The organism is Psychrobacillus sp. BL-248-WT-3 (assembly GCF_012843435.1).
Taxonomy (GTDB): Bacteria; Bacillota; Bacilli; order Bacillales_A; family Planococcaceae; genus Psychrobacillus.
The window spans coordinates 113,185-137,958 of the sequence record NZ_JABAFC010000001.1 but is presented as its reverse complement, the minus strand read 5'-3'; the positions used below and the strand labels follow the sequence as shown (position 1 = coordinate 137,958).

Annotated in this window: 29 protein-coding genes and 1 riboswitch; of the genes, 5 read left to right on the top strand and 24 right to left on the bottom strand. The window is 36.0% G+C overall.

The window, feature by feature from the left end; genetic code table 11:
• Window positions 1–175: 175 nt before the first annotated feature.
• The 12 genes from HF876_RS00715 to comGA form a co-directional block, all read right to left on the bottom strand.
• Entirely contained in the window at window positions 176–835 is a 660-nt protein-coding gene (locus HF876_RS00715) for a suppressor of fused domain protein (RefSeq protein ID WP_169358122.1), read from the bottom strand.
• 336 nt (window positions 836–1,171) lie between these two features.
• Window positions 1,172–2,632 (bottom strand): aminomethyl-transferring glycine dehydrogenase subunit GcvPB, encoded by a 1,461-nt coding sequence (gene gcvPB, locus HF876_RS00710; RefSeq protein ID WP_169358121.1) that lies wholly within the window; start codon window positions 2,630–2,632, stop codon window positions 1,172–1,174.
• Complete coding sequence (gene gcvPA, locus HF876_RS00705; protein ID WP_169358313.1) at window positions 2,625–3,974, bottom strand: aminomethyl-transferring glycine dehydrogenase subunit GcvPA; 1,350 nt, start codon at window positions 3,972–3,974, stop codon at window positions 2,625–2,627. The genes gcvPB and gcvPA overlap by 8 nt, the downstream gene beginning before the upstream one ends.
• Window positions 3,975–3,998: 24 nt before the next feature.
• Window positions 3,999–5,144 (bottom strand): glycine cleavage system aminomethyltransferase GcvT, encoded by a 1,146-nt coding sequence (gene gcvT, locus HF876_RS00700; protein ID WP_169358120.1) that lies wholly within the window; start codon window positions 5,142–5,144, stop codon window positions 3,999–4,001.
• A gap of 151 nt (window positions 5,145–5,295) precedes the next feature.
• Window positions 5,296–5,387, bottom strand: a riboswitch (glycine riboswitch).
• A 118-nt stretch (window positions 5,388–5,505) separates the two neighbouring features.
• Window positions 5,506–6,018, bottom strand: a complete 513-nt coding sequence (locus HF876_RS00695) for a shikimate kinase (RefSeq protein ID WP_169358119.1) — start codon at window positions 6,016–6,018, stop codon at window positions 5,506–5,508.
• A gap of 14 nt (window positions 6,019–6,032) precedes the next feature.
• Window positions 6,033–6,239, bottom strand: a complete 207-nt coding sequence (locus HF876_RS00690; protein ID WP_169358118.1) for a hypothetical protein — start codon at window positions 6,237–6,239, stop codon at window positions 6,033–6,035.
• Entirely contained in the window at window positions 6,220–6,588 is a 369-nt protein-coding gene (locus tag HF876_RS00685) for a competence type IV pilus minor pilin ComGF (protein ID WP_346764019.1), read from the bottom strand. The genes HF876_RS00690 and HF876_RS00685 overlap by 20 nt, the downstream gene beginning before the upstream one ends.
• Before the next feature lie 56 nt (window positions 6,589–6,644).
• The gene (locus HF876_RS00680; protein ID WP_169358116.1) at window positions 6,645–6,956 is read right to left on the bottom strand and encodes a hypothetical protein; all 312 of its coding nucleotides are present in this window, start codon (window positions 6,954–6,956) and stop codon (window positions 6,645–6,647) included.
• Window positions 6,946–7,383 carry a competence type IV pilus minor pilin ComGD gene (comGD, locus tag HF876_RS00675; protein ID WP_169358115.1) on the bottom strand — a complete coding sequence of 146 codons (438 nt, stop codon included), beginning with the start codon at window positions 7,381–7,383 and terminating at the stop codon, window positions 6,946–6,948. The genes HF876_RS00680 and comGD overlap by 11 nt, the downstream gene beginning before the upstream one ends.
• The gene (comGC, locus tag HF876_RS00670; RefSeq protein WP_169358114.1) at window positions 7,370–7,699 is read right to left on the bottom strand and encodes a competence type IV pilus major pilin ComGC; all 330 of its coding nucleotides are present in this window, start codon (window positions 7,697–7,699) and stop codon (window positions 7,370–7,372) included. The genes comGD and comGC overlap by 14 nt, the downstream gene beginning before the upstream one ends.
• 13 nt (window positions 7,700–7,712) lie before the next feature.
• On the bottom strand, window positions 7,713–8,774 hold the full coding sequence (comGB, locus tag HF876_RS00665) for a competence type IV pilus assembly protein ComGB (RefSeq protein WP_169358113.1): 1,062 nt from the start codon (window positions 8,772–8,774) through the stop codon (window positions 7,713–7,715).
• On the bottom strand, window positions 8,755–9,771 hold the full coding sequence (gene comGA / locus HF876_RS00660) for a competence type IV pilus ATPase ComGA (RefSeq protein ID WP_169358112.1): 1,017 nt from the start codon (window positions 9,769–9,771) through the stop codon (window positions 8,755–8,757). The genes comGB and comGA overlap by 20 nt, the downstream gene beginning before the upstream one ends.
• Window positions 9,772–9,944: 173 nt before the next feature.
• Between comGA and HF876_RS00655 the strand changes: the two genes are divergently transcribed.
• Both HF876_RS00655 and HF876_RS00650 read left to right on the top strand, forming a co-directional pair.
• Window positions 9,945–10,625 carry a helix-turn-helix transcriptional regulator gene (locus tag HF876_RS00655; protein WP_169358111.1) on the top strand — a complete coding sequence of 227 codons (681 nt, stop codon included), beginning with the start codon at window positions 9,945–9,947 and terminating at the stop codon, window positions 10,623–10,625.
• 141 nt (window positions 10,626–10,766) lie between these two features.
• Window positions 10,767–11,006 (top strand): DUF2626 family protein, encoded by a 240-nt coding sequence (locus HF876_RS00650; protein ID WP_169358110.1) that lies wholly within the window; start codon window positions 10,767–10,769, stop codon window positions 11,004–11,006.
• 55 nt (window positions 11,007–11,061) lie between these two features.
• Here the strand turns inward: HF876_RS00650 and HF876_RS00645 are convergent, their stop codons facing one another.
• Complete coding sequence (locus HF876_RS00645) at window positions 11,062–11,700, bottom strand: MBL fold metallo-hydrolase (RefSeq protein ID WP_169358109.1); 639 nt, start codon at window positions 11,698–11,700, stop codon at window positions 11,062–11,064.
• A gap of 152 nt (window positions 11,701–11,852) precedes the next feature.
• On the opposite strand from HF876_RS00645, the gene HF876_RS00640 reads away from it, so the two are divergent.
• Complete coding sequence (locus HF876_RS00640; protein WP_169358108.1) at window positions 11,853–12,032, top strand: DUF2759 domain-containing protein; 180 nt, start codon at window positions 11,853–11,855, stop codon at window positions 12,030–12,032.
• 43 nt (window positions 12,033–12,075) lie between these two features.
• Here HF876_RS00640 and HF876_RS00635 read toward each other — a convergent pair whose 3' ends face one another.
• From HF876_RS00635 to rpmG, 5 genes are all read right to left on the bottom strand, one after another.
• Window positions 12,076–13,176, bottom strand: a complete 1,101-nt coding sequence (locus tag HF876_RS00635; RefSeq protein ID WP_205963942.1) for a YqgU-like beta propeller domain-containing protein — start codon at window positions 13,174–13,176, stop codon at window positions 12,076–12,078.
• Window positions 13,177–13,501: 325 nt separating this feature from the next.
• Complete coding sequence (locus tag HF876_RS00630; protein ID WP_169358106.1) at window positions 13,502–15,403, bottom strand: LTA synthase family protein; 1,902 nt, start codon at window positions 15,401–15,403, stop codon at window positions 13,502–13,504.
• A gap of 218 nt (window positions 15,404–15,621) precedes the next feature.
• A complete protein-coding gene (locus HF876_RS00625) occupies window positions 15,622–15,822 on the bottom strand; it encodes a YqgQ family protein (protein WP_169358105.1) in 201 nt (66 codons plus the stop codon).
• Window positions 15,819–16,409 carry a 5-formyltetrahydrofolate cyclo-ligase gene (locus tag HF876_RS00620; RefSeq protein WP_169358104.1) on the bottom strand — a complete coding sequence of 197 codons (591 nt, stop codon included), beginning with the start codon at window positions 16,407–16,409 and terminating at the stop codon, window positions 15,819–15,821. The genes HF876_RS00625 and HF876_RS00620 overlap by 4 nt, the downstream gene beginning before the upstream one ends.
• A 69-nt stretch (window positions 16,410–16,478) precedes the next feature.
• Window positions 16,479–16,628: a 50S ribosomal protein L33 gene (gene rpmG, locus HF876_RS00615; protein ID WP_053588882.1), complete on the bottom strand. Its 150-nt coding sequence runs from the start codon at window positions 16,626–16,628 to the stop codon at window positions 16,479–16,481.
• Window positions 16,629–16,805: 177 nt separating this feature from the next.
• Here rpmG and HF876_RS00610 point away from each other — a divergent pair, with 177 nt between their 5' ends.
• The gene (locus HF876_RS00610) at window positions 16,806–17,162 is read left to right on the top strand and encodes a hypothetical protein (protein WP_169358103.1); all 357 of its coding nucleotides are present in this window, start codon (window positions 16,806–16,808) and stop codon (window positions 17,160–17,162) included.
• Window positions 17,159–17,626 (top strand): MltG/YceG/YrrL family protein, encoded by a 468-nt coding sequence (locus HF876_RS00605; protein WP_169358102.1) that lies wholly within the window; start codon window positions 17,159–17,161, stop codon window positions 17,624–17,626. The genes HF876_RS00610 and HF876_RS00605 overlap by 4 nt, the downstream gene beginning before the upstream one ends.
• Before the next feature lie 109 nt (window positions 17,627–17,735).
• On the opposite strand, the gene phoU is transcribed toward HF876_RS00605, so the two are convergent.
• The 6 genes from phoU to HF876_RS00575 form a co-directional block, all read right to left on the bottom strand.
• Window positions 17,736–18,395 carry a phosphate signaling complex protein PhoU gene (gene phoU, locus HF876_RS00600; protein ID WP_169358101.1) on the bottom strand — a complete coding sequence of 220 codons (660 nt, stop codon included), beginning with the start codon at window positions 18,393–18,395 and terminating at the stop codon, window positions 17,736–17,738.
• 18 nt (window positions 18,396–18,413) lie between these two features.
• Window positions 18,414–19,214: a phosphate ABC transporter ATP-binding protein PstB gene (pstB, locus tag HF876_RS00595; protein ID WP_169358100.1), complete on the bottom strand. Its 801-nt coding sequence runs from the start codon at window positions 19,212–19,214 to the stop codon at window positions 18,414–18,416.
• 13 nt (window positions 19,215–19,227) lie between these two features.
• The gene (gene pstA, locus HF876_RS00590) at window positions 19,228–20,106 is read right to left on the bottom strand and encodes a phosphate ABC transporter permease PstA (protein WP_169358099.1); all 879 of its coding nucleotides are present in this window, start codon (window positions 20,104–20,106) and stop codon (window positions 19,228–19,230) included.
• Complete coding sequence (pstC, locus tag HF876_RS00585) at window positions 20,107–21,048, bottom strand: phosphate ABC transporter permease subunit PstC (protein ID WP_481900270.1); 942 nt, start codon at window positions 21,046–21,048, stop codon at window positions 20,107–20,109.
• A 75-nt stretch (window positions 21,049–21,123) separates the two neighbouring features.
• On the bottom strand, window positions 21,124–22,098 hold the full coding sequence (locus HF876_RS00580; protein ID WP_169358097.1) for a PstS family phosphate ABC transporter substrate-binding protein: 975 nt from the start codon (window positions 22,096–22,098) through the stop codon (window positions 21,124–21,126).
• Between the two features lie 355 nt (window positions 22,099–22,453).
• Window positions 22,454–24,694 carry a peptidoglycan D,D-transpeptidase FtsI family protein gene (locus tag HF876_RS00575; protein ID WP_169358096.1) on the bottom strand — a complete coding sequence of 747 codons (2,241 nt, stop codon included), beginning with the start codon at window positions 24,692–24,694 and terminating at the stop codon, window positions 22,454–22,456.
• Window positions 24,695–24,774: the final 80 nt, after the last annotated feature.

The window sequence follows — 24,774 nt, the reverse complement described above, 5'->3', positions numbered from 1 at the left end:
ATCTTTTTCCTCTTTGATATTGGAGGATGCAATTCCGGTGGTTAACTGATAAAACACGACCAGTCGTTGTCGCTCGTAAGGCTGTAGCACTTAACATTCTCATCCCACTAGAATCCTCTCTTACCTCTAAAGAAATTTAATGGTAAATTGCTACTTTTATAGTTGACTCGGTATATCAAATATACGACTTTGTTCTTTTCATATCAGTAATGAAGTAAGGGTTATCTTTTTTCATTCTCTCCGAAAGAAGCACGACGTTACTTGGATCCTCTATTAATAATTCTAATTCCCTTTGGGTGATTCCAACCACTTGAAGAAAGTCAACTCTACCATGTACACTATCTATCCCTGTAAGCTCTGGATCATCTATAACAAGCAACGCTGTAATCGCAGAGTCTACTCCAATATGGATGGAACCCCCATTACCAGCAACATACTGAAATGGCTCAAAAGGTTTTTTCTGCGTATATGTATAGCTGGCAAGATTAGAAAGCATGGATACTGCCCATAAACAATCCTCTACATTTTCCTCTGCCAATTTAATCGTCATTTCATATCCCCAGCCACTCCATTTACCACCGAACGATTGATCATTCACATACAAGTCGGTCATCCCATAAGTCACCATATGCTTGTACCCATTAGGTGACTGATAAATACTATATCCATCAATATATTGATCCCCACCTAACCAAGCCCGAGCATGTAGGTCTGTCCCAAAATGAGCAGGTTCTTGGTTTGGATAAAGCTCCTCAAAAACTCTATCGATTGCATCCCATCCTGGTGACCAATCCTCTTGCGCTGCCGCTCGCTTTTTATACTCTTCTAGGTTCATGATTATATCTTCCTTTCGCCTTTAACTTTTATTATTGGTACGAAAAAAATAGTGAATTAGTTTCAAAAAAAGAATGAAGTGCGGAAAACATATATTTATAACCGCTAATGAAGATTTATGACCGTTCAATTAACTTTTATAATCGTTCGAATAGATTTATGACCGTTCAGGTGAATTTATGACCGTTCGTGGAGATTTATCACCGTTCACATAAATTTATAACCGGTTTATTTTAAATTGTTAGAAAGCATATGAAAGTAACCGTTTCTTTATTTTTCATTCGTATTTCATTAAAAACGTAAAAAAAAGTGCGACCCTTAAGGATCGCACTTTTCATTATGCTTTAGTGTATCGAAGTACTGGCTTACGTGCAGCTTTTGTTTCGTCTAAACGATTGATCACGGTTGTATGTGGTGCATTTTGAACGATTTCTGGGTTTTCTTCAACCTCTTTAGCAATTTGAATCATTGCATCACAGAATGCATCTAACGTTTCTTTGGATTCTGTTTCAGTCGGCTCAATCATCATGCCTTCTTCTACGTTCAATGGGAAGTAGATTGTTGGTGGATGATAACCAAAGTCTAACAGACGCTTAGCCATATCTAATGTACGAACGCCTAATTTCTTCTGACGACGTCCACTTAATACGAATTCATGCTTACAATGACGGTTGTATGGAAGGTCGTAATAAGCTTCCAAGCGTCTCATCATATAGTTAGCATTTAACACAGCGTATTCTGTTACTGCCTTTAGACCATCTGGACCCATAGAACGAATATATGTGTACGCACGCACATTGATACCAAAGTTACCGTAGAACGGTTTCACTCGGCCAATAGATTGTGGACGGTTATAGTCAAACGTATATTTGTTATCTTCTTTTACAAGAACTGGACTTGGAAGGAAAGGAATCAGATCCGCTTTCACTCCAACTGGTCCAGAGCCCGGACCTCCACCACCATGAGGGCCAGTAAACGTCTTATGCAAGTTTAAATGAACACAGTCAAAGCCCATATCTCCAGGTCGCGCTTTAGACATAACGGCATTTAAGTTGGCACCATCGTAATAAAGCTTACCGCCTACCCCGTGAATGATTTCTGCTAGCTCTAGGATATGTTCTTCAAATAAACCTAACGTGTTAGGGTTAGTAAGCATCAAGGCAGCTGTATCTGGCCCAGCAACACGACGTAGATCCTCTAAGTCTACTAAGCCGTCCTCATTAGACTTAACAGTAATAGTTTCAAACCCTGCTACTGTTGCAGATGCTGGATTTGTACCATGCGCAGAGTCAGGTACAATTACCTTCGTACGCTGTGTGTCCCCATTTGATTCATGGAAAGCACGAATCATCATCAGCGCTGTCCACTCACCGTGGGCACCAGCTGCTGGTTGAAGTGTAACCTCATCCATACCAGTTATTTCAACTAGAGATGTTTGTAGTTCATATAACAGTTCCATTGCACCTTGAACAGTTGACTCTTCTTGAAGTGGGTGAATGTTTGCAAATCCAGGGAATCTTGCAACAGATTCATTAATTTTGGGATTGTATTTCATTGTACAAGAACCAAGTGGATAGAATCCTGTATCCACACCATGGTTTCTGTTAGATAAAGCTGTATAGTGACGCATAATGTCAAGCTCAGATACTTCTGGAAGCTCTGCCTCTTCTTCACGTAACATTCCTGCAGGCAATATGGATGACAAATCTACTTCTGGAACATCTAGCTCCGGTAGGCTATATCCTACTCGACCTTCTTTTGTTATTTCAAAAATTAGTGGTTGATTGTCCTTATGCATAAAGAGCCCCCATTTCTTGCACGAGTGCATCTATTTCTTCTTTAGTGCGTTGTTCTGTTACTGCGATTAATACGTGGTTTTTCAGATCCGAGTTAATACGACCCAAATCAAATCCACCAATTATACCTTTTTCTAAAAGCTTACTATTTGCATTAGCTACTGAGCCATTCACTTTCACGACGATTTCATTAAAATGAGCTCCTTGGAAAGGTACTTCAAAACCAGCTTTTTCAAATGCTAGCTTTGCATAGTGAGTCTTCGTTATATTTTGAATAGCCATTTCTTTTACACCTTTTTTACCAAGTGCCGTCATCGCTACAGATGCAGCAAGTGCATTTAATGCTTGGTTAGAACAGATATTAGAAGTAGCTTTGTCACGACGAATGTGCTGTTCACGCGCTTGTAGTGTTAACACAAAACCACGGCGACCTTCCTCATCTGTTGTTTCTCCAACAAGACGACCAGGGACCTTACGCATCAGCTTAGAAGTTACCGCGAAGTAACCACAATGTGGTCCACCAAATGCTTCCGCAATACCAAAAGGCTGAGCATCCCCAACTGTAATATCCGCACCAAACTTACCAGGTGGTGTTAAAGCACCTAATGCAAGAGGATTAGCTGAAACAACGAACAACGCTTTTTTCTCATGTGTTACTTGTTCAATTTTTGCTAGGTCTTCAATTTGACCGAAGAAGTTAGGATATTGAACCATAACTGCTGCTGTATCCTCATCGACTGCTTCTTCTAGCTTAACTAAGTCTGTAACCCCATCTTTCATCGGTACAGTAACTACATCTACATTTTGACCCTTTGCATAAACCTTCACTACATCAATATACTCCGGATGGATTGCCTCAGAAACAACTAACTTCTTGCGCTTTGTGTGACCTGCTGCAAGGTTACCCGCTTCAGCAAGCGCAGTACCACCGTCATACATAGAGGAGTTTGCAAGATCCATTCCAGTCAATTCGCAAATCATCGTTTGGAATTCAAAAATAGCTTGAAGCTCCCCTTGAGAAATCTCGGGTTGATATGGTGTATAAGCTGTATAAAATTCAGAACGTGAAATAACATGATCCACAATGATAGGCTTGAAATGATCATATACTCCAGCACCTAAGAAAGAAGCATATTGTCTACTATCTGCATTTTTAGCAGCTAGCTGGCTTAATTCCTTAAGAAGAGCAGATTCTGCTTTAGCAGGTTTAATATTATATTCCCCTTTAAAACGAACCTTTTCTGGGATATCTGCAAACAATTCATCAATAGAAGAAATGCCGATTACGTCTAACATTTCTTTTTGATCTTGTTCAGTCATTGGTAAATAACGATGCTGCTTCATCAATGGACAACCTCTTTCTTTGTCTTATTTTTCTCTTTTATAAAACGGAGTAGCTACAGTTACTGCTTTTAATCGTTTGTTACGTATTTCAATTTCAAGTTCCTGTCCGATTTCAGCAAATGTTGCGTCAATTAAAGCTAGACCGATATTCTTTTTAGATGTAGGTGATTGCGTACCGGTAGTAACAAAACCAATTTGAACTCCATCTTTGTATACTGGATAACCAGTACGTGGAATTCCTTTATCAATCATTTCGATCCCAATACTCTTTCTCGGAACACCATTCTCTTTTTGTTCTACCAATACTGACTTCCCATTAAAATCCTGCTCTTTATTCAGTTTCACTACGAATCCAAGCCCTGCTTCTAATGGCGTAATATCTTTAGATAATTCTTGGCCATATAATGGTAGGCAAGCTTCAAAGCGTAATGTGTCTCGAGCTCCAAGCCCACATGGAAGTAATCCTTCATCTTTACCTGCCTCTAGTATGCTGCTCCATAAATCTGTTAGATCATTACTAGATGCATAGATTTCAAAACCATCTTCTCCCGTATAACCAGTTCTTGATACGATTACTTCTTTGCCAGCGACTTCTACTTTATCTTTAAAGCGGAAAAATTTAATTTCTGATAAATCCTGTGTTGTTAACTTTTGAAGAATTTCTTGTGCTTTTGGACCTTGCAAAGCTAATAGTCCATAGTCATTAGAGCTATTATTTAACTCAACATCATCTATAAGATTTTCTTTCATCCACTCAAAATCTTTTTCTATATTACCAGCATTCACAACCAATAAATAATGCTGATCCTCTAGCTTATAAACCAATAGGTCGTCAACAATTCCGCCGTCTTTATAACACATGACATTATACTGTGCTTGACCATTAACTAATTTAGAAATGTCATTGGTAACTAAACCTTGTATGTAGTTTTCACTTTGTGGCCCACTTACGAAAATTTCTCCCATATGGGAAACATCAAACAATCCAGCCTTCGTACGAACAGCTTCGTGCTCTTCCTTAATACTTGAAAACTGAACAGGTAATTCCCAGCCACCAAAATCGATTGTTTTTCCTCCATACGATGAATAGACATCATACAACGGCGTTCGTTTTAACTGTTCTGACAATTTAAATTCCTCCTTTAAATAGGTAGAAAAAGCATAGGGCATTAAAGGTACATGGTTTAAAAATCACAAAAAGGACAGAAAACCCCCTTTAACTTAACAAGGGTTCTCTGTCCTGGCACCTGAAAGTTTACCATAAGATGGCTTTCCCCTTTGGTGGCTTTCCACTTAACTTTGAAAGCACTCTCCAGAGTTGCGTCCTATACGAGTCCATTTGCCTGAGAGATTCATAAATAATTACTTGCTCCTTCGGCGACGCAGTGATGCGTTCTCTCCCCGTATAATCATCCGCTAAATATAGAAATATCACTAGCTTTGTCTATATCCTAACATTGAACATAAGAGAGCGCAATCATTTTTACAAAAACTATCTAAAGACGAACGAATATTTAAAGAAATTGATAAATCATTCGCCTTTGAGTCGATTTACTTGAAATCCTGCGTATTCTGTTATTTGTCGAATATGCCTGTTTTCGGTTCTAATAGTAATATGAGCAGCCTTTTTGTAGCTTCTTCTCCGCGTATTATAAAGTTGCTGTAATTCTTCCTTCGTACTCCTTTGAACGATTGGCCTATTTTTATCCGTTTTTATACGCATCCAAATATCTTCGAATGTTGCGTCTAAAAATAAAACTAGTCCATTATTTCTCATAATTTTAATATTCCGTTCAAGTGTGGCTACACCACCACCCGTAGAAATAATACAAGATTCATTTCGAAAGGTTTGCAAAAACTCCGTCTCTAATTTCCTAAAATATGCCTCACCGTGCTGCTCAAATATTTCAGGTATCGACATTTTCTGTTTTTTGACAATTTCTTTATCCATATCATAGTAAGGCATTTTTAAATGGTAGCTCAGCCTTCTTCCGACAGCGCTCTTACCGCTCCCCATAAAGCCTACTAAATAGATCTTGTACATTTTTCATCAACTCACTACATACCAGGATTATTTTCTTGATCAATAAAAATACTCATTTTATTGATAGTATCACTAATATGACGGATTTCCAACAAATCATACGTTCGATATTTAGATTGGTATGCGGCAGTAATGGTGAGAATGGAAAAACAGACAATGGAAAGTAGGATGGTGGAAGCTAGTAGCAAAGCACCTTTTTGCTCATTTAGAATACGTAACATACATGGTGTGCTCCTTCTGTTGACCATTAAAAAAAGTGACGAAGAATGTAATATTTTGTCCTTCCATACTAACTTTAAGTGCTTGTACATTTAAGAGGAGAGGCTCGTTCCCCAATCTATTCTTTTGTTTTCGAATTACGTTTGATGCGTATTCTACATCAAACTCTTCCCCTTCTTTTATAAAACGGATTCCTGGCTGGCTTTTTTGGACCATGATACTGTCTACATTATTTAGGTAAGCTTCCACGTATTGTATGAATAAACCCCATTCCACTTCTTGTGGATCCGTCACCTTTTTTTCAGTCGTATATAACGACCACATTATTAGCACCATTATTTGAGCAAAGATAATAAATACCGATAGTTGTAAAATACCATCGATAAAAGTATAACCATTTTGCTTTCTTAATTTACCGATGAGATCTCTATACAGTTATTCATCTCTCCCCTCACACCTTCATATTCTACACAAACCTGCTGTTCATCTATTTGAAAGTTAAACGTTACACTTTCTATAGTAAGAGATCCGTTTTTTATATTTTCTGTCACGAATAATTTAGCTGCTTCATTCATGACGATTGCCGAGTGGTATTTTCTCTTTTTGTCTTCAAGCTTCACATTCATATTTGTGAGTAAAGGTAGAAGTATTGTAGCAATCATAAAAGTAATAAATAAAGTTAATATGGTCTCTGCCCATGAGAATCCCTTATTGTTCATACGCTAATTTACCAGTACCAATATGCACAGTAACTAGTTTCGTTTCTTTTGAAGTCAAGAAAGCAAAGCTCCCAAAATTTCTAACCATACCACTTGGCAGAAAAATAAGTTCCTTTAATTTACTGTCCTCCGATAAACTAATATGTGAAGGAAGTCTATTTTCAAATAAAGTTATATTGGAGTTTGTCGTGGAATAGCTTGTTCCTTTGTTTCCAAATTTTAAAACGATATATTGCTCCTGACTTAAAGCCAGAGCTTGCGCTCGTTGCACATCTAACTGAAATTGGCGAAAAAATTTTTTTTCCTCTAGCTCAATTACCTTATTAGACGTTCCATAAATAACCGCAGAGCTAATTACCATAACAATCATTAGCATTAATGTAGTCTCGATCAAAGTAAATCCAGCTTGTTTTTTAATTTCCTCCATTAGCTACTTCCTTAATAATCACTTTTCCATTTTCAATATCAATTTCATCCCCGTTAGGACAGCTTTTATTATTCGCTCCCAAATATTCATCTACAGTTAAGTCTGAGAGTAAAGGAGTTTTATTATTATCTATCTTATAGGCTTGCACTTGTCCTTCGACCATTTTAATGTAGGCTGCACAGCCCTTCTTATCAATATTTGCTGAATGCTTTGTGACATTTGGAATCGAGATTAATATTAGTACAGATATAATTAGCAGTACAATCATCATTTCAATTAAAGTAAAACCTCTATTAGATTTTAATAAGTTTTTCATTTGATTAGCTCCTTTAAATTATATTAATCATTTCATATACTGGTAGTAAGATTGCCAAATAAGCACCCACTATAAAAACTGCAAGTATTAAGAACATCAAAGGTTGAATAATACTTAAGTAACGGGATAGTTTTTCCTCTACGCGCTTGTTTATAAAGTCACTATAAAGTGTAAGTTCTTTGCCTAGGTAGCCATTATTTTCTCCATGAACAATAAATTGATGAAAATCATCAGTAAAACAATCCACTAGTATGACACCTTCTGAAAATGAGGAGCCATAAATTACTTTTTCGTTCATTTGAAATACAATGTACTGCAGTATTTTATTTTCTTTTTGGTGGATTAAAGCAGTAAAGGATTCTTGAAGAGACATACCACTCTCTAGAAGTACCCCTATCTCCCTAGAGAATATTCTGGTCACTAGTAAACGAAACCAACTATTCAAAATGGGAGTTCGTTTAAAGAATATAATTTTAATCTCCATACTTTTCCTTCTAAGCAGAAGCCATAGAACTAGACAGAGTAATACCATAGAGAAGAGAGAAACTATAAAGATGTTAGGAAGGTTTAGTAGGGTATTGGTTAATGCTAGGGAACTGTCAGATTGGGCGGAGTTTTTAGAAAGCAAGGTTTCCATATTGGGAATAAAGTAAATTCGAAAAACAGAAAACAACAAAAATATTATGACAAACAAAAATAAGGGATATAACAAGAGGTTCTTCAAACGTTTTCTTGCTTGCTCATTGAAAGCAGAGTTTATTGCTAAAACCTCAGTTGTCTCTGCTAAATGTCCATGCTGGGATGCCAAATAAATAGGAAGAAGTAAACGATTAGGAAAACCTAACACCCTAAATACTTCTATTACACCAAGCCCTCTTTTTTGTATGTCCGTCACTTTCGTTTGTACCACATGTATGTTCTTCACATGAAATGGTAATAACATAGTAATCGCTTCATGAAATGTATATCCCTCATTAAGCAACTCACTTAACCTTTTCAAAAAAGAGGCATGCATAGAAGCGTGTATGGTTTCATCCTTCTTACGGAGATAATCTTTAATTGATTTTAATAACACCTTCCCTGATTCCCCTTTCTATTTGGTACGAAAGAGTTAAGGGAACTGGAACCTTGAAAGTATTTCCTTCACTTATCGAGAGTAAGGCACCCTCTAAAACATCATCTGCAATAATTTCATATATGGCAGATAGTTCTGGACTTTTTGTTTTTACTACACTTACCAATCTTTGAGTGACAACACCGGTTACCGTTTGTTTTAATTCATCAATACTAATACCAAGATCCATTAGTCTATATAAAGCACCTAATCCGTCCTTGGCATGAATCGTGGATACTACTAAGTGGCCCGTTAAAGAAGCCTGTATTGCCGCTTTAGCCGTATCCTCATCTCTTATCTCTCCAATCATAATAACGTCTGGCGAGTGCCTTAAGATGGCTTTTAGCCCTTTGGCATACGTAACACCTGAACGCTCATTCACTTGAATTTGAAGTAGATATGATTGGCTATTTTCAACAGGGTCCTCTAAAGAAATGACATGCCGGTTCATATTTTCTGCACAGTATTTTGTCAATGAATACATAGATGTAGACTTACCTGAGCCAGTTGGTCCAACAAATAGAATCATTCCTTGTCGTTGGTTAGCAAGCTCTACGATTTTGTCTGATGCTCCTCTAAATAAGGAAAGCGAGTGTATAATTTTTGCATTGTCGTGCTGTTGAAGTCGAATGACTAAGCTCTCCTTTCCATACACAGATGGTAAGGTAGAAACTCGAAACGAAAATTTTTGTGAGTTAAACATATGTTGGAAGGAACCGCTTTGTGGTTTTCGTTTTTCGCTGATATCAAGAGAGGATAAAAACTTGAAGTATGATATGATTCTAATCCCGAGATTTAATGGCAGCTGACCTGCCTCGAACATTTGGGATGTCTTCTTGAAATAATAGATGTAATTTTCTTCATTGGGAATCATGTGAAGATCAGAAGCTCCAAATTGATGTGCCTTCTTTAATAGTTGGAAGCATCTTTGTTCCACTACATTTTCTTCTTGCTGCATTTAGTCGTCCTTTCCCCAGTCACAAGCTTGGCCGCACGAAGCTTATAAAACATAGTATACTTCCTATTTCTAAATAAATAAAGTGATTTTTCACAATTTTTGTTTATTAGATAATATCGTTTGTCATTCTTAAATTCTCCCTTATAATAAAATTAATGGAAGGTGGGATATACTTGTCCGATACATTAAAACTAACAGGTACCCTGGCAGATGAGACTAGATACTCAATCTATCAATATATTATAAAAGAAAATAAGGAAGTAAATGTACAGCAAATTGCCCAACATTTTGGTATTCATCCAAATGTGGCTAGACTACATCTTACAAAACTTAACGAAGCGAAGCTACTGACTTCGAAATTCGTTAAAAACGAAAAAGGTGGTCGGCCAGCAAGAGTTTATGTTGTTGCTGAAGAACCAATACATTTAAGTTTTCCTAAACAAGAAAATCATTTACTGCTTGAATGGCTATTGGAATTAGTGGATACAATGGGTGAGGAAGCGCTTGAAAAAGCTAAGGATATCGCTTATCAAAACGGACAAAAAGTGGTTAATCATACACTAATGGATAGCATGTCCTTTGAAGAGAAGCTGGATATTTTAAAGGAAACTGCCCACTCTATAGGTTATATCCCTACTATCATGGAAAAGAACAATAAAAAAGTTATCACTTTTTCTATATTCAATTGTCCTTATAAAGATTTTTTAAATAAATACCCACAATTTATATGCTTATTACATGAATCCTTTCTAAAAGGTCAGTTTGACAAGTTATTCCCAGAGAATTCATTCATCCAGTTAGAAAGTAAGCAAAATCACTGTATTAATTGCGTATATCACGTCGAAGTTCTATAATGAATTGAAGATGTATCTTAATTGTGACAAACTTATGTTATTCATATGTAGATATTTAATAATCAGTTTACATGTAAGAACACTTTCATTTATAATGAATAGGAGAATTATTTGTATTCTTTGCAAAAGGAGGGACTACAATTGGGCAATATGTATAAAGTAATGGCATTCTGGACAGGGATTTTTGCAGTTATGTTTTATTTAGGTGATATGACAGAAGCGTCTTTACTATTTTTAGCAAATACGGGGTTATTCCTTCTTTTAGGGTTCTTAAACCTATCTGAGCGTATGTATATGTACATCTTCGGGGCTTACTTAATGTTCTTCTTCGCTGGTTTTACATACTACACTACATTCATACATGTACCAGGTGGACATTAATAAAGTCCAAAGCAGCTTCCACATATAATGGAGGCTGCTTTTTATTTGGTCTTTATTAAAACCCATTCAAAAATGGATTGCTGTCCATTTCTGCTTGAACAATTGATGCTGGGCCATGCCCAGGATATATTACAGTTTCTACAGGAAGTGTTAATAGCTTTGTGTGTATCGACTTTAACAGCTGCTTCTCGTTACCACCAGGTAGATCTGTACGACCTATACTGTTTTGGAATAACGTATCTCCAACTATTGCAAAGCCATCTGATTCAAAGTAATAGGTTATGCTGCCTGGAGAATGTCCTGGTGTGTGAGAGATGGTAAATTCAAAATCACCAATACTCATCTTTTCTTCATGGTTTAACATTACGTCGGCTTCTTTAGCAATAATATTTGGGATTTCTGCATATTTAGCAGAACCATTCTTCTCCGCATTAGTTAACCATGTCTTTTCTGTAGGATGTATATAGACTGGAATATGATATGCATCTCTTACGTCATCTACAGCCCCAATATGATCAAAGTGAGCATGGGTCAGCAGTATGGCAATTGGTTTTAAATGTAGCCTGTTTAGCTCCTTAATTAACTGCTCTCCGTTGCCTCCTGGATCAAAAATTAGGCATTCTTTTTTAGCATTGGAAATGACGTAGCAATTCGTTTGTATAAAACCTAATGGATATGTACGTATATTTAACATAATTTCACCTCTTCTCTATATTAAACGATTTGTTTACCTTTGTTCAATCTTTCGCCACTTTTATTACTCGACAAAAGAACAGATAACAATTACAATAGAAGAGGAATATGCAATCGCGACATTTATTTTATATGTCGGAAGGAGTGTCTTTCATGAACTTATTAATAGTTATTTTTGGTCTTGTTACAGTGCTAGCTATTATAGGCACTTACCAAGCAATCAAAGAAAAAAATTTACTAAGTGTTTTATTTAACTTTGGTACATTTGCAGTTTTTGGTTTCTTTACAGTTATGACAGTAATCAACCAAGGCTTTCCACCAAGCTTACACTAAAACATACAGAAAAAGCTGCTATACAAATGTATAGCAGCTTTTTCTATTCCAATATATTTAACCATTTACCTTCTTTTAAGGTATTTAAGTTAATCCATTGCTCTTTCTCATATCCACCAAGACAAATCATACCGTTTGGCGAGCAGTCAATAGGTCGTTCTATTATTTCCCCATATTGTTTTTCCCCTTCTATGGAGTACATACCTATTGTACTTTTTTCGTTTGTTTCATCCTTATTTCCCTTTTCTTTCGCTTGGAAGGCAATAAAGCTATTTGGAGAGATTATGGATATGGTAGGTATAACCCACTCGGAGTAATTACTTACGGCTGGAGATACCCAGTCAAAGCTCTTTCCACTACTTTTGTTCACTAAGTGATACTTAAATTGCATGTTTTCTTCATCTATTTGAATATAGACTAGAGAATCCCCTAAGTTTTGTACATCTATAATATTACTCCACTCCGTAGCCTTAATGGAATGATCAGCTATAGAATACTGTTTTAGATTACTTCCATCTAAACTAGTTTCACTCCAATCGAATACCATTAAATTCTCGCTGTCCAACCACTTTACAAATGGATTCTCTACATCAATCGCTTCCATTTCTTGCGTATGTCCATTGTAAACTACGCTGTTATAACTCCAATCTTCATAAAAAGCAGTGAAAGCAATTAAATTTGGATCTGTTGGATGCCAATCCATGTACAGTTCAGCAGATTCAAAATACAAGCTTTGCTCCACTACACCGTTCATATGTATTAATTGCACTTCAGCTGAGGAGGAATTGTTAGAAGTATGTAAAACTATCATTTCTTTGCTCGGATGAATCATTCCTTGAATCACTGGTGTATTAGTTCTATAAATCTCTTTCCATTCTTCTTTAGTGACCGAGTAAGATTTTAAAATCCACTCTCCTTTGTCGACCAATATAAGTAAGATTTCATCATCAGATAACCAACCAATAACACTATGAAATTTGTTACGTTCTAAATGAATAGATGGGATATTATTTGTGATATCATTTTCATTTGCAGATGTGGGCTGCTCGGAGATATCGTCAGGGGGAACTTCTGGTGACTTCTCTGTTTCTGTGCAGGCCTGTAAAAACATTATACAAAATATAAATAATAAAGCTTTTTTCAACATTCTCCCCCCTTCATCCTATACACATTAGACGATTCAAACTACATTTTGTTTCAAAAAAAAGTAAACATCTTATATTTTATTCTCTAACTTTTTCTAATGAGCTAATTCAATAAAATAATACTCGTTATTTTATAGGATAACATAAAAAGTCACACCACTTTACATTATCTAGATAATTTTTAGCTTTAAATTTTGAAAAGGACATAATAAAATCAAGACTTTTCTAACTGCTTAAGATTTAACTAAAAGACGCCAGTAATTTTTACGAAGTTTATTTATCAGCTAAAAAAGCACAGACTTTTTAGTCTGTGCTTTTAAGAAATTATTCAGTTGAATCCTTCGTTTCATCAATTAAAAGATTACCTGTCTTTAAATCATAGAATCGTAGCAAATCTCCATTGATAATTTTATCGGAATAGCCTAGTGCCTGTGTTGCTCGATCAACATATGGTTGACAGTTTTCCATCTCGACCTCTAGACCTGTTCCATTCTCATAACATGTGTTTGCAGTGTATAAATAATCTTCTGTAACAAAACCACCATTACGGAAAATAACAAATTCCTCGTGATCCTCAGAGAAAATATCTGCACCTAATTGCATATCCTTATTCGTTTCTAAACCTAATAAGTGTAAAATTGTTGGACGTAAGTCAATTTGACCGGAAATATCCGTAATTTCTTTCCCAGCATCACTATTTGGTATATGAACGAACATAGGAACGCTTTGTAACTTAGCAGACTCATAAGGCGTGATTTCTTTTCCTAAATACTTAGACATTGCAGCATTATGATTTTCAGAAATACCATAATGGTCTCCATACATCACAATAATAGAATTATCATATAATCCTTTTTCTTTTAATTCATCAAAGAATACTTTTAATGATTCATCCATGTAACGAACGGATTGGAAGTATCTATTTAATGTTCCAGAATTAGAATCATATTCAGGTATTAACATATCTTCTTCATCCAATGTAAATGGATGGTGATTCGTCAACGTGATTAAACGTGAATAAAAAGGCTCAGGCATTTCTGTCATTAAATCTACAGATTGCTCTAGGAATGGAATATCCTTTAGTCCCCAGTTTACTGAGTTTTCATCATTTACATCATAACTCATTACATCATAAAACTTTTGAATATTAAGCGACTGGTACATCATATCTCGGTTCCAAAAGCTTTTCTTGTTAGAGTGCATGACGTTCGTAAAGTAACCTTCCTCATTTAAACGTTCTGCCATTGAGTGGTATGTGTTTTCTCCGTGTGTAAAGAATACCGCACCGCCACCTAAAGGATAAAGAGAATTTTCTATAAGAAACTCTGAATCAGATGTTTTCCCTAATCCTGTTTGATGATAGAAATTTGAAAAATAAAATGTATCTTTATCGTTCGTTAGACTGTTTAAGAATGGTGTTACTTCATGCCCGTTCATTTCGTTATTTAAAACAAACGACTGTAAAGATTCCATAGAAACAACAATTAGGTTTCTGTCTTTAGCTAAGCCAAACATTTCCTCATTCGGATCTGCTTGATTTGAGCGTACATAGTTATTTACTTCGACTAACTCACTTCCATCTGCAAGTGCACGTTGAGCATGGGACTTGGATTGAATATAAATGTCGTATAAATGGTAATTGTATGAGCCAAGATTTTTAACAAGCATCTCTCTGTCAAAACTTCTTGTTAGAAGCTGAGGTCTCTCAATTTCAGAAAGTCCTAAATTTAAAAATAATATAGCAGCAGAAAGCACAAAATATGCTCTTCTTGTTGCTGGTTTAATACTCGTACCTTTTTCTCTAGTTTTTAACCATTTCATCGCGATTAAAATAATCGCAATATCGGTGAAATAGAAAATATCAGTAAGGAAGATACTTGCTGCTGCAGAAGAACCTAAATCTCCAAAATTACTTGTTTGAAACAAGACTGGAATGGTTATGAAATCCGTGAAAAAGCGATAAAATACAGCATTTGCATAAAGCACTATGGAAAGTATCACACTAGTAATTACTATATGTCTATTTCGAGCCTTATTGGTTTTATAAAATAAAGAAATTCCATAGATCAGGAGCAAAAAGCTCAATGGGTTAATAAATAAAATAAATTGTTGCATCATATTCTCGATTTTCATATCAAAGCTCGTGTGGTACACAATATACGTTTTTATCCAAGTTGCCACAATTGCAATTACAAGAATAGAATGTTTGGGCCAGTTATTTTTCAATGCCTACATCCTCCTTATTTACTCCTTATGCGAGTAAAGTAACAGTGTATATATTAATCCTTTATTGACAATAAATCAATATCAATGAATTGGGATATTCATATAAAATTTTACAATCCCTTTTTTATATACCCTTTATTAGACGTTCTCAAACCCGAAAAGTTTCATTTCTTTCGTAATATAGCTTTTTAGTCTTATGCCAGCTTATTATTTACTAGTCATAAAGTTTTAATGATTCTACTTTTTTCTTGTCTAAGTAATAATACAGCCTGTTGAAAATCCTGAGGCTGGATCATCTGCAAAGTATATAATTCTTTTATTTCCTCTTCCATTATTTCAAGATCTGCTACTCGATCCTTCGTATATACATAAATTCCAAAACGTTTTAATAGCTGCATCACATCATATACAGACTTCAATTACAATCATCCTTTTTTCGATATTCATAACATGGTATGGTTGCACTCTCAGTTATTATGCGGTCAACCGGTAGATCGAACTGTTCACGTACTACTTCATTATTAACCTGCATATCAAAAGCCAAGGACATTGTTACGCCAAGGTAAGTAGATAAGAATCGATCATAATATCCACCACCGTACCCGATCCGATAACCTGACTTATTATACACAATACCAGGGACAATTAACAACTCAATTGCATCCGAACTAATAGCCCTCGTAATATTTGGATTTGGCTCCCTTAGATTCATGTAGACCGTTTCAAGCTGATCGTAGCTTTCTATGTGATAAAAAGTCATCGCTCGACTTTTGGGAGAACATTTTGGTACAACTACTGTCTTCCCCATACTCCAAAGTTCCTTAATGAGTCCCTCCGTATCTACCTCTGGAAAAGAAGATATCGTAAGGCCAATCGTTTGAAAATTTAAGGTAGAAATTTCTTGTAAAAAATTTATTTTTATTTGCTCGGAATATAATATGTATGAATCATAATCTAATCTAGATAAATTCTCCTGCATTTTTTTTCTTATTAATTGTTTGGACATATTTTTACCCCCAATATTAGATTAGCTAAAGAAAAAAACCAAAACCATTAAAGGTTTTGGTTTAGGTTATTATTTAGTTTCTCTATGAAGAGTCATTTTCTTTTCACGAGAGCAATATTTTTTAAGTTCAAGACGTTCTGGATTGTTACGCTTGTTTTTCTTAGAAATATAGTTGCGCTCTCCGCAATCTGTACAAGCTAATGTAATATTAACGCGCATGGTTGTCCCTCCCACTCTTTGCCAGGATTAAATATAAAACTTGAGCATGATTTATACGACTAACCAATTATAGCACACAATTGAAGAAAATCTACAATATTATAGAAGATTTTGTTTAAAGTTTTTTCCATTATGGTAGTATAGATAGAAGATATTTAAATTTTGAGGTGAAAAAAAGTGGACTTATCATTTATAATTATGGCTCTCGGGGTACTTTTAATCGCAATTTCTTTCTTTGTTAAGGACACTTCTAAAAAAGTGGAAGCAGAAGTAGAGGATCTTTCTTTTACTGTCTACCAGGAAACAAGTGCTCTTAAACGGCGAATGAAGGTTATTGAAGAAGAATTATTGATTGAACCTATCCATGCTACCCCTAAAAAAAGTCAAACCGTGGTAAAACCAATTGTACATGAAATAATAAGAAATCAAGTACTGGAATTACATAAGCAAGGATACTCCTTAAAGGAAATTAGCACTCGCTCCTCTCTTTCTGTAGAGGAAGTTAAATCAGTAATAGGCGGTTCTCAGGGATGAAAAAAACATCTATTCTTTTCTTAGGCATTGGCTTATTCCTTGCCGGCACCATGATTCAAATAGATCAAAGGTTTTTCCAAGAAGATATAACTTCGACTGGTGTTGTTACGAACCAAGCATATGAGCAATCTCAAAAAGAGTTATCGAGTGTCAAAGAGCAGCTTGCTCAACTCCAACTAAACTTGGAAAATGCACAAAAAGAGCAACCAAGTGAACCACATAAAGAAGAAAACAAACAACAAGCATCATCTCCGCCTGTTCAAGGCTTTACTTTATCCATCACTTCAGGCATGACATCCTCTGACATTAGTTCTTTATTAGAGGAAGCTGGAATCATTCAAAACCAAATGGATTTACACGATTATATAGTAGATCAAAATTTGGCAGGACGAATCCAAATAGGGAATTATGAAGTTAACTCTTCCATGACTATCAAACAAATTACAGAGTTGATCACTAACTAAACGGCGAGAATAAATACATCTAGAAAAGCTCCCTCCATTTTATCATTCGGTAAAATGGAGGGAGCTTTTTACACTTTTTAAAATATTGTTTTAGCTATATTCGTATGCTTTAATTGTTTAACTCATAATGTCTTCCTTTAAGTAAATATAAAAGACGCTCTGCCATGTTAGTTGCATGATCGGCAGACCTTTCGAGATATCGACAGACAAAGGATAGTTGTGTTACCTGACTCAATTGAGTGGGATCACTTACCCCTACTCCTAATAAAGTTTTAATTGTGTAGCCGTACATTTCATCGACCTCATCATCTAGCTTAGCGATTGCTTTAGCTTCTTCCATATCTTCTTTTATTAATGCTGTTAACGTTTGTTTTAACATAGCAATTGTTTTTACACGCATTTCATCTAACAAGTAAATGGGTGCAATATGTTCGTCTTTACCTATACGAATAGTTTCTTTTGCAATATTTACGGCATAGTCCCCTATACGCTCCATATCTGCAGCAATTTTCACTAAAACCATTAGCCTTCTTAAGTCTGTAGCCACCGGTTGCTGCTTTGCAATAAGTAAAATAACCCGATCATTAATTTCCTCTTCCATTCGGTTAATATGAACATCATTATTAATAATGGTTAATGCACCTTCAATATCATTTGCCAATAAATAATCCATTGCATGGTCAATTGTTTGTATAGCTGTGTTACTCATTTCAACCAATAGCTGCTGTACTTGTTTAAGCTCTTCATTAAATTTCTCTCTTCCTACCATAATGTTTTTCCCCTTTCGTTATCCAAAGCGGCCCGAAATATAATCCTCTGTGCGTTTATCCTCCGGGGTTGAAAAAATAACATTTGTTTGGTCAAATTCAATTATTTCGCCATTTAAGAAAAAAGCAGTTTTATCTGAAATCCTTGCTGCCTGCTGCATATTGTGTGTAACAATTATAATGGAATAATCCTTCTTTAGCTCGGCCATTAACTCTTCTACTTTTAAAGTAGAGATTGGGTCAAGCGCTGAAGTCGGTTCATCCATCAGAATTACATCAGGTTCAATTGCCAGACAACGTGCTATACAAATCCTTTGCTGTTGCCCACCAGAAAGGCTATAGGCATTTGCATTTAAACGATCTTTTACCTCATCCCAAATAGCTGCTCCGCGTAGGCTATTCTCCACAATTTCATCTAGTATTTTCTTGTTCCTAATCCCATGTATCCTAGGACCATACGCTATATTGTCATATATCGATTTTGGAAAAGGGTTTGGTTTCTGAAACACCATACCTACCTTTGTTCTTAATTCCTCTACGGTATAGTCTGCTTTAAAAATACTTCTATTACGATAAGTTATTTCTCCAGAAATTTTTACTGTTGAGACTAATTCTACCATTCTGTTTAAAGTTTTAATATATGTAGATTTACCACAGCCTGATGGACCAATGATCGCGGTGACTTCGTTTTCATTTATTTGCAAATTTATATTTTTTAAAGCATGGTGTGCACCGTACCACAAATTTAAATCCTTTGTATCGTATACGATGTTAGTTGAGCTGGAATCTTGGACAGTTCTTTTCTGTTTAGCATATACCATTGATGGGTCCTCCCTAGTATCGTTTTTGGAATTTGTTACGGATGAAAACTGCTATTGCATTCATAAACAGTAAGAAAATCATCAAAACTAATATTCCCGCAGCTGCAACATATTGAAAATCCACTTGTGGTCTTTTTGCCCAATCGTAAATTTGCATAGGAAGAGCTGTAAATTGGCTTAACGGTCCATCGGGTAGAAAATGTATAATAACTGGTACACCTATAACAACTAACGGAGCAGTTTCACCGACAGCTCGAGACAATGCTAAAATTGCACCAGTCAAAACCCCGGGAATAGCTGAAGGAAGCACTATTTTAATAATTGTTTGCCATTTGGTTGCTCCCATTCCATAAGAAGCTTCCCGAACCTCCGATGGAACAGAGCGTATAGCTTCTTGAGATGCCACAATAATTACCGGTAAGATTAACAAGCTCATAGTAAAGCCAGCTGCTAATACACTATTCCCTAATGCCAATGCACGCACAAAAATAGTTAATCCTAACAATCCAAAAACAACGGATGGAACTCCCGCTAGATTAGATATATTCATCCTTATAAAATCATTCCATCTATTTTTCTTTGCATATTCCTCTAAATATATTGCTGTTCCAACTCCTAATATTAAGGAAACTGGAGCGACAACTCCCATCAACCAAATAGATCCCACCAATGCCGCTTTAATACCTGCTTTTTCTGGAAATCTGGAACCATAGTTTTGAAAAAATTCAGGTGTAATGTAACCCGCACCTTGCGAAATAATTCGGTAGAATAAAATACCCAAAGCTAATAAAGCAAATAATGTAGTTAATAGAAAAATAAATTTAAACACCATATTTATCGTCAGCCTACTAGTCATCCTTTTCACTACCGTCTCATGTTCCACGTATCTCATTTAATATTCCTCCCGAAATCTTTTCGATATAACATGAGCAAGATAGTTCATGAACAACGTAAATAAGAATAATGTAAAACCTACTGCATAGATCGAATAGTAAATGGTGGTTCCATAACCGGCATCACCAGAAGACACTTGGACAATGTAGGCCGTCATTGTTTGAATAGATTCTGTTATATCCCAGTCAAACTTTGGTGTTGAACCCCCTGCCAAAGAAACGATCATAGTTTCGCCGATTGCTCTAGACATGGCAAGCACAATAGAAGCGATAACTCCGGAAACTGCAGCAGGTAAGACGATCTTTAAAGCTACTTCTAATTTCGTTGAGCCAATTGCTACTGCGCCTTCTCTAATGGAGTTTGGTACGGATGACATGGCATCCTCCGACAATGAAACAATCATTGGTAAAATCATTATACCAACTACAATTCCTGGACTCAAGGCATTAAATATTTTTAAATCAGGTATGATCTGTTGCAATAAAGGAGTGACAAAAGTTAATGCAAAAAAACCATACACAATAGTAGGAATACCTGCTAATACTTCTAAAATAGGCTTAATAATTCTTCTTGTTTTATCACTTGCATATTCACTTAAATAAATTGCTGAACCAATACCAAATGGGACTGCAACAATCCCAGCTATAAAAGCCACCTTCAATGTTCCTACTATTAATGGCAGAATCCCAAACAGCTGCTCTGTATTTGCAAATGGATACCATTCCGTTCCAAATAAGAATTCTGTAATCGAAATACGGGAAAAGAAAATAATTGTTTCTACTACTAACGTTATTATTATTCCAAAAGTCGTAAGGACAGAGACAGATGCAATAAGCATGAGGATATATGGAATAATCTTTTCAAATTTTTTAGAGTTACCTGCGCGAGATTTTACGATTAGTTCTTGAATGGAAGTGCTCTCGGTTAGTCTTTTTACCACAGAAAATCCCCCTTTTCCAACGAAAGAAATGAGCAGCAGCAAGCTACTCATAAATCTTCCACATATAAATCTCTATTACTTAAGTGCCTCTAAGTCTGCAAGCCCTTTATTATAGTTTTCTTCAGGTAAACTAACATATCCAACCGCCTCTGCCATATCACCGGCATGTTCAATGGTAAATTTCATGAAATCATAGAAAGCTGGATTTTCTTTAATGGCACGATTGTTAGCGTAAACGAATAAGGGACGTGACAACGGTGAATAATCTCCAGATTCGATTGTTTCGTTTGTAGGTTCAACCCCGTTTACTTTAACTACCTTTAATGTCTCTTGGTTAGCTAGATAGTATGCATACCCAAAGAAACCAATCGCATTTTTGTCACCTTGTACTCCTTGCACAAGAACATTGTCATCTTCAGATAACGTTGCACTTTTAACCAAATCCGCTTCATCTAATATCACTTCATCAAAGTAGTCATATGTGCCAGAATCCGTGCCTGGGGAGTAGTATACAATCTCTTCCTCTGGCCACTCTGGGTTAATATCTGACCATTTTTTCTTTGTCCCATCTTCTATCCACATCTTTTGTAATTCTTCTATAGTTAAAGAATCTACCCAGTCATTTTCTTTATTTACTACTAGGGATAATCCGTCGTACGCAATTTGAAATTCTGAGAAGTCAATATTTGCTTCTGCTAGCTTTTGCTTTTCTTCTTCTTTAATAGGGCGTGATGCATTAGAAAAATCAGTGTCACCAGCTATAAACTTTTCAAAACCTCCACCTGTTCCTGACACTCCCACTGTAACCTGTACTTCGGACTGTTCAGCTGCATACTCCTCTACCACTGCTTCTAAGATAGGCGCCACCGTGCTTGATCCATCTCCAGAAACTTTCCCTTCCAAGACACCTTCTGCTTGGGGTTCACCCGCTTCTGATGAGCTAATATCGGATTCTGCCTCTGCTCCTTCTGTAGAATCTGATCCGCAGGCTCCCAGAACAAATGTCAATCCTGCCATAGTTGTTAATAAAAAGTATTTCCAGCTTTTCATCAGGTATTTCCCCCTAAAGTATATTTTCTGTCTTACAAGACTTACTTTAAAGTTTGTATATTGAGTGGGTATAAAGGAGATGTAAATAGTTTGTAAATTCAAACATTATAATGTTTACATCTATATTTTGGAAAGCCTATTGTTTGTAGATTTACTTTCTAACAATTCACAGATGAAAGGTTTCCTTCTTATAAAAAGTCACTGACGCAAAATACCACTTTGCTATCCTACAGCCTTCTGCTGAGCTTAGAGACTTCCTAGATTATGTTTTGTGAAATGTTTAAATAAAAAAAGTGAAATTGCACAGTCGCAATTTCACTTTTGATGTGGCAAGAGATTGAACTCTAGCCCTTATTTACTGTTCATCAGTTACGTTTTTTTCTTCTCCTTCATCAATTTGGTCATTTGTGAATGCCGGTTTGATAGGAGGTGTTGCCGTAGATTCGTTATTTTCTAACGTACTTTTCTTTTTCTGTATATTAAAGTAAGTATCTACAACCTCTCGAGCCATTACACTCGTATAATTTGTTTTATAAGAGGATTCAGTGAATGCATGAGGTACAACAATCGCATAAGCAATTTCTGGGTTATCATAAGGTGCAAAACCTACATGAGTTAAATTAACTGTTCTAACTGATTCTTTCATCGTGTCATCCTTATAGTATGACTGGGCCGTTCCTGTTTTACCTGCTGCTGTATAAGGTGCGTTACCAAAAGCTCTAGCACCTGTACCTTGCTTTCCAAAATAAACGCGTTGCATCCCTTTTCGAACATGATTGATCTCTTCCTGCGAATTATCTACCACATTTAAAACGGTCGGTTTAATTTCTTTTACTAACTTCCCTAGAGTGACACCATCCTCTGATGGCTCACGAATTTCTTTTACGACATGCGGTTTAATTCGTTTACCACCGTTAGCAATAGTTGCAGTATATTGAGCTAACTGTAATGGAGTGTACGTATCATACTGACCAATACTTAAATCTAGTAATTTACCTGACTCTGTTTTACCGATAACACCAGTAGATTCTCCAGGTAAGTCTATGCCAGTTGGGACACCTAAGCCAAACTGAGCATACCCATTACGCATCTTTAAAAATGCTTCTGCTCCAAAGCTGACCGGTTGATTCACCTGGTATGTTTTGCCAGCCAAGGCGTATGCTATTTTAAACATATACACGTTGGATGAACGTTCTAAAGCTGTTAAATCATTTAAACGAATTCTTGAGCCTCTATTAAATACAGAGCTTTTTGGTGCTGAACCCTTAATACGGATAGGCTCATCTACCATATACTCCCCTATACTAATTGCATTTTCTCTATAAGCCGTTAAAACAGTAGCAGGTTTTACGGTAGATCCAAGCTCATAGCCAGTTTTAAATGCTCCATAGGCATAGTCTTGTACAGCCCATTTACCATTCTCTTTTACCAGCCTTTTACCTACTAAAGATAAGACATCTCCCGTATAAGGATCTAATATCACTAAGAACGCACTATTTAAATAATTTGTTCCTGCATTATTGTTTTTCATTTGAAGGAGCTGTCTTTCAATAATCCCTTCCATTTCGAGCTGAACCTGGCTATCAATCGTCAATACGAGCTCATTCCCTGGTTTTCCATCATAAATGGTACTTACATCAATCACTCGACCTTTACCGTCTGTTATATTTTTTACTACCGTTTTTTGTCCTTGTAGTATTTCTTCATATTGTTGTTCGATATAAGAGGTTCCTACTCGATCATTACGAGTGTAGTCTCTAGATAAGAAATAATTTAGTCGCTCATTTGGAAGTCCTTTTTTAGGAGAGGATACGCTTCCTAATACTGCTAAGGTTGAGTTTTTTACACGTCTCCAGTCAGTTGTCGTGTTTACCCCGGCCATATCTGGGTCTCCCAGTCTCTCGGAAACTCTAGCAAATTCCTCAGCTGTAACCTCTTTTATGTCTCCTTCTTCCTTGTTCATTTCGTCACCTTTAATAATTTGTGGTGATAAGGCATAGCCTGCAGCCATTTCTCGATAGATAGCGATAATTTCCTCTTCCTCGGGGGTAAAGGAATTGAGATGTTCTTCAGTAAGCTTACTTCTTTGTAAACGATCAACCGCCCTGTTCTTTTCACTCTTCGTTAACTCTTCATTAGATTCAATTTCGTTTCGTTCTTTATCTGTTATGAGTTTTTTAGCTTCTTCCGGATTCTCTCTTAACCAATAGTCTTGACGATCACTTTTTGTAATATTGTCTGTATCCTTCTCAATTAACTTACTCAATTTCTTTGCAGTTTCTAACATATCCTCGGATTTCGTTGTCTGCATTTTTGTATAAGTTATTACCTTTTGTGGTTTATTGTCGACTAGTATACGACCTTCACTATCATATAATCGTCCTCGTGGAACACTAGTATTTACAGAAGTCTCCTCGGTACTCTCTAGTTTACTAACGTACTCCTCACCTTTTACAATTTGAAGGTATCCTAGTCTGAGGATTAAGAGGGTAAATAAAATAAAAATAGAAAAGAAAAGAATGTTCATACGAAAAGTAATGTTTTTCCTTTGTTTTGCTTTTATACTTTGTGCACGTTTTTTTGAAATTTTTCGCATGATATCACCTACTTGTTAAATAATTTTCTTTACTTACTAGTGTAACATAAAAAGCACACACTTTTAGACGAAAAAGTGTG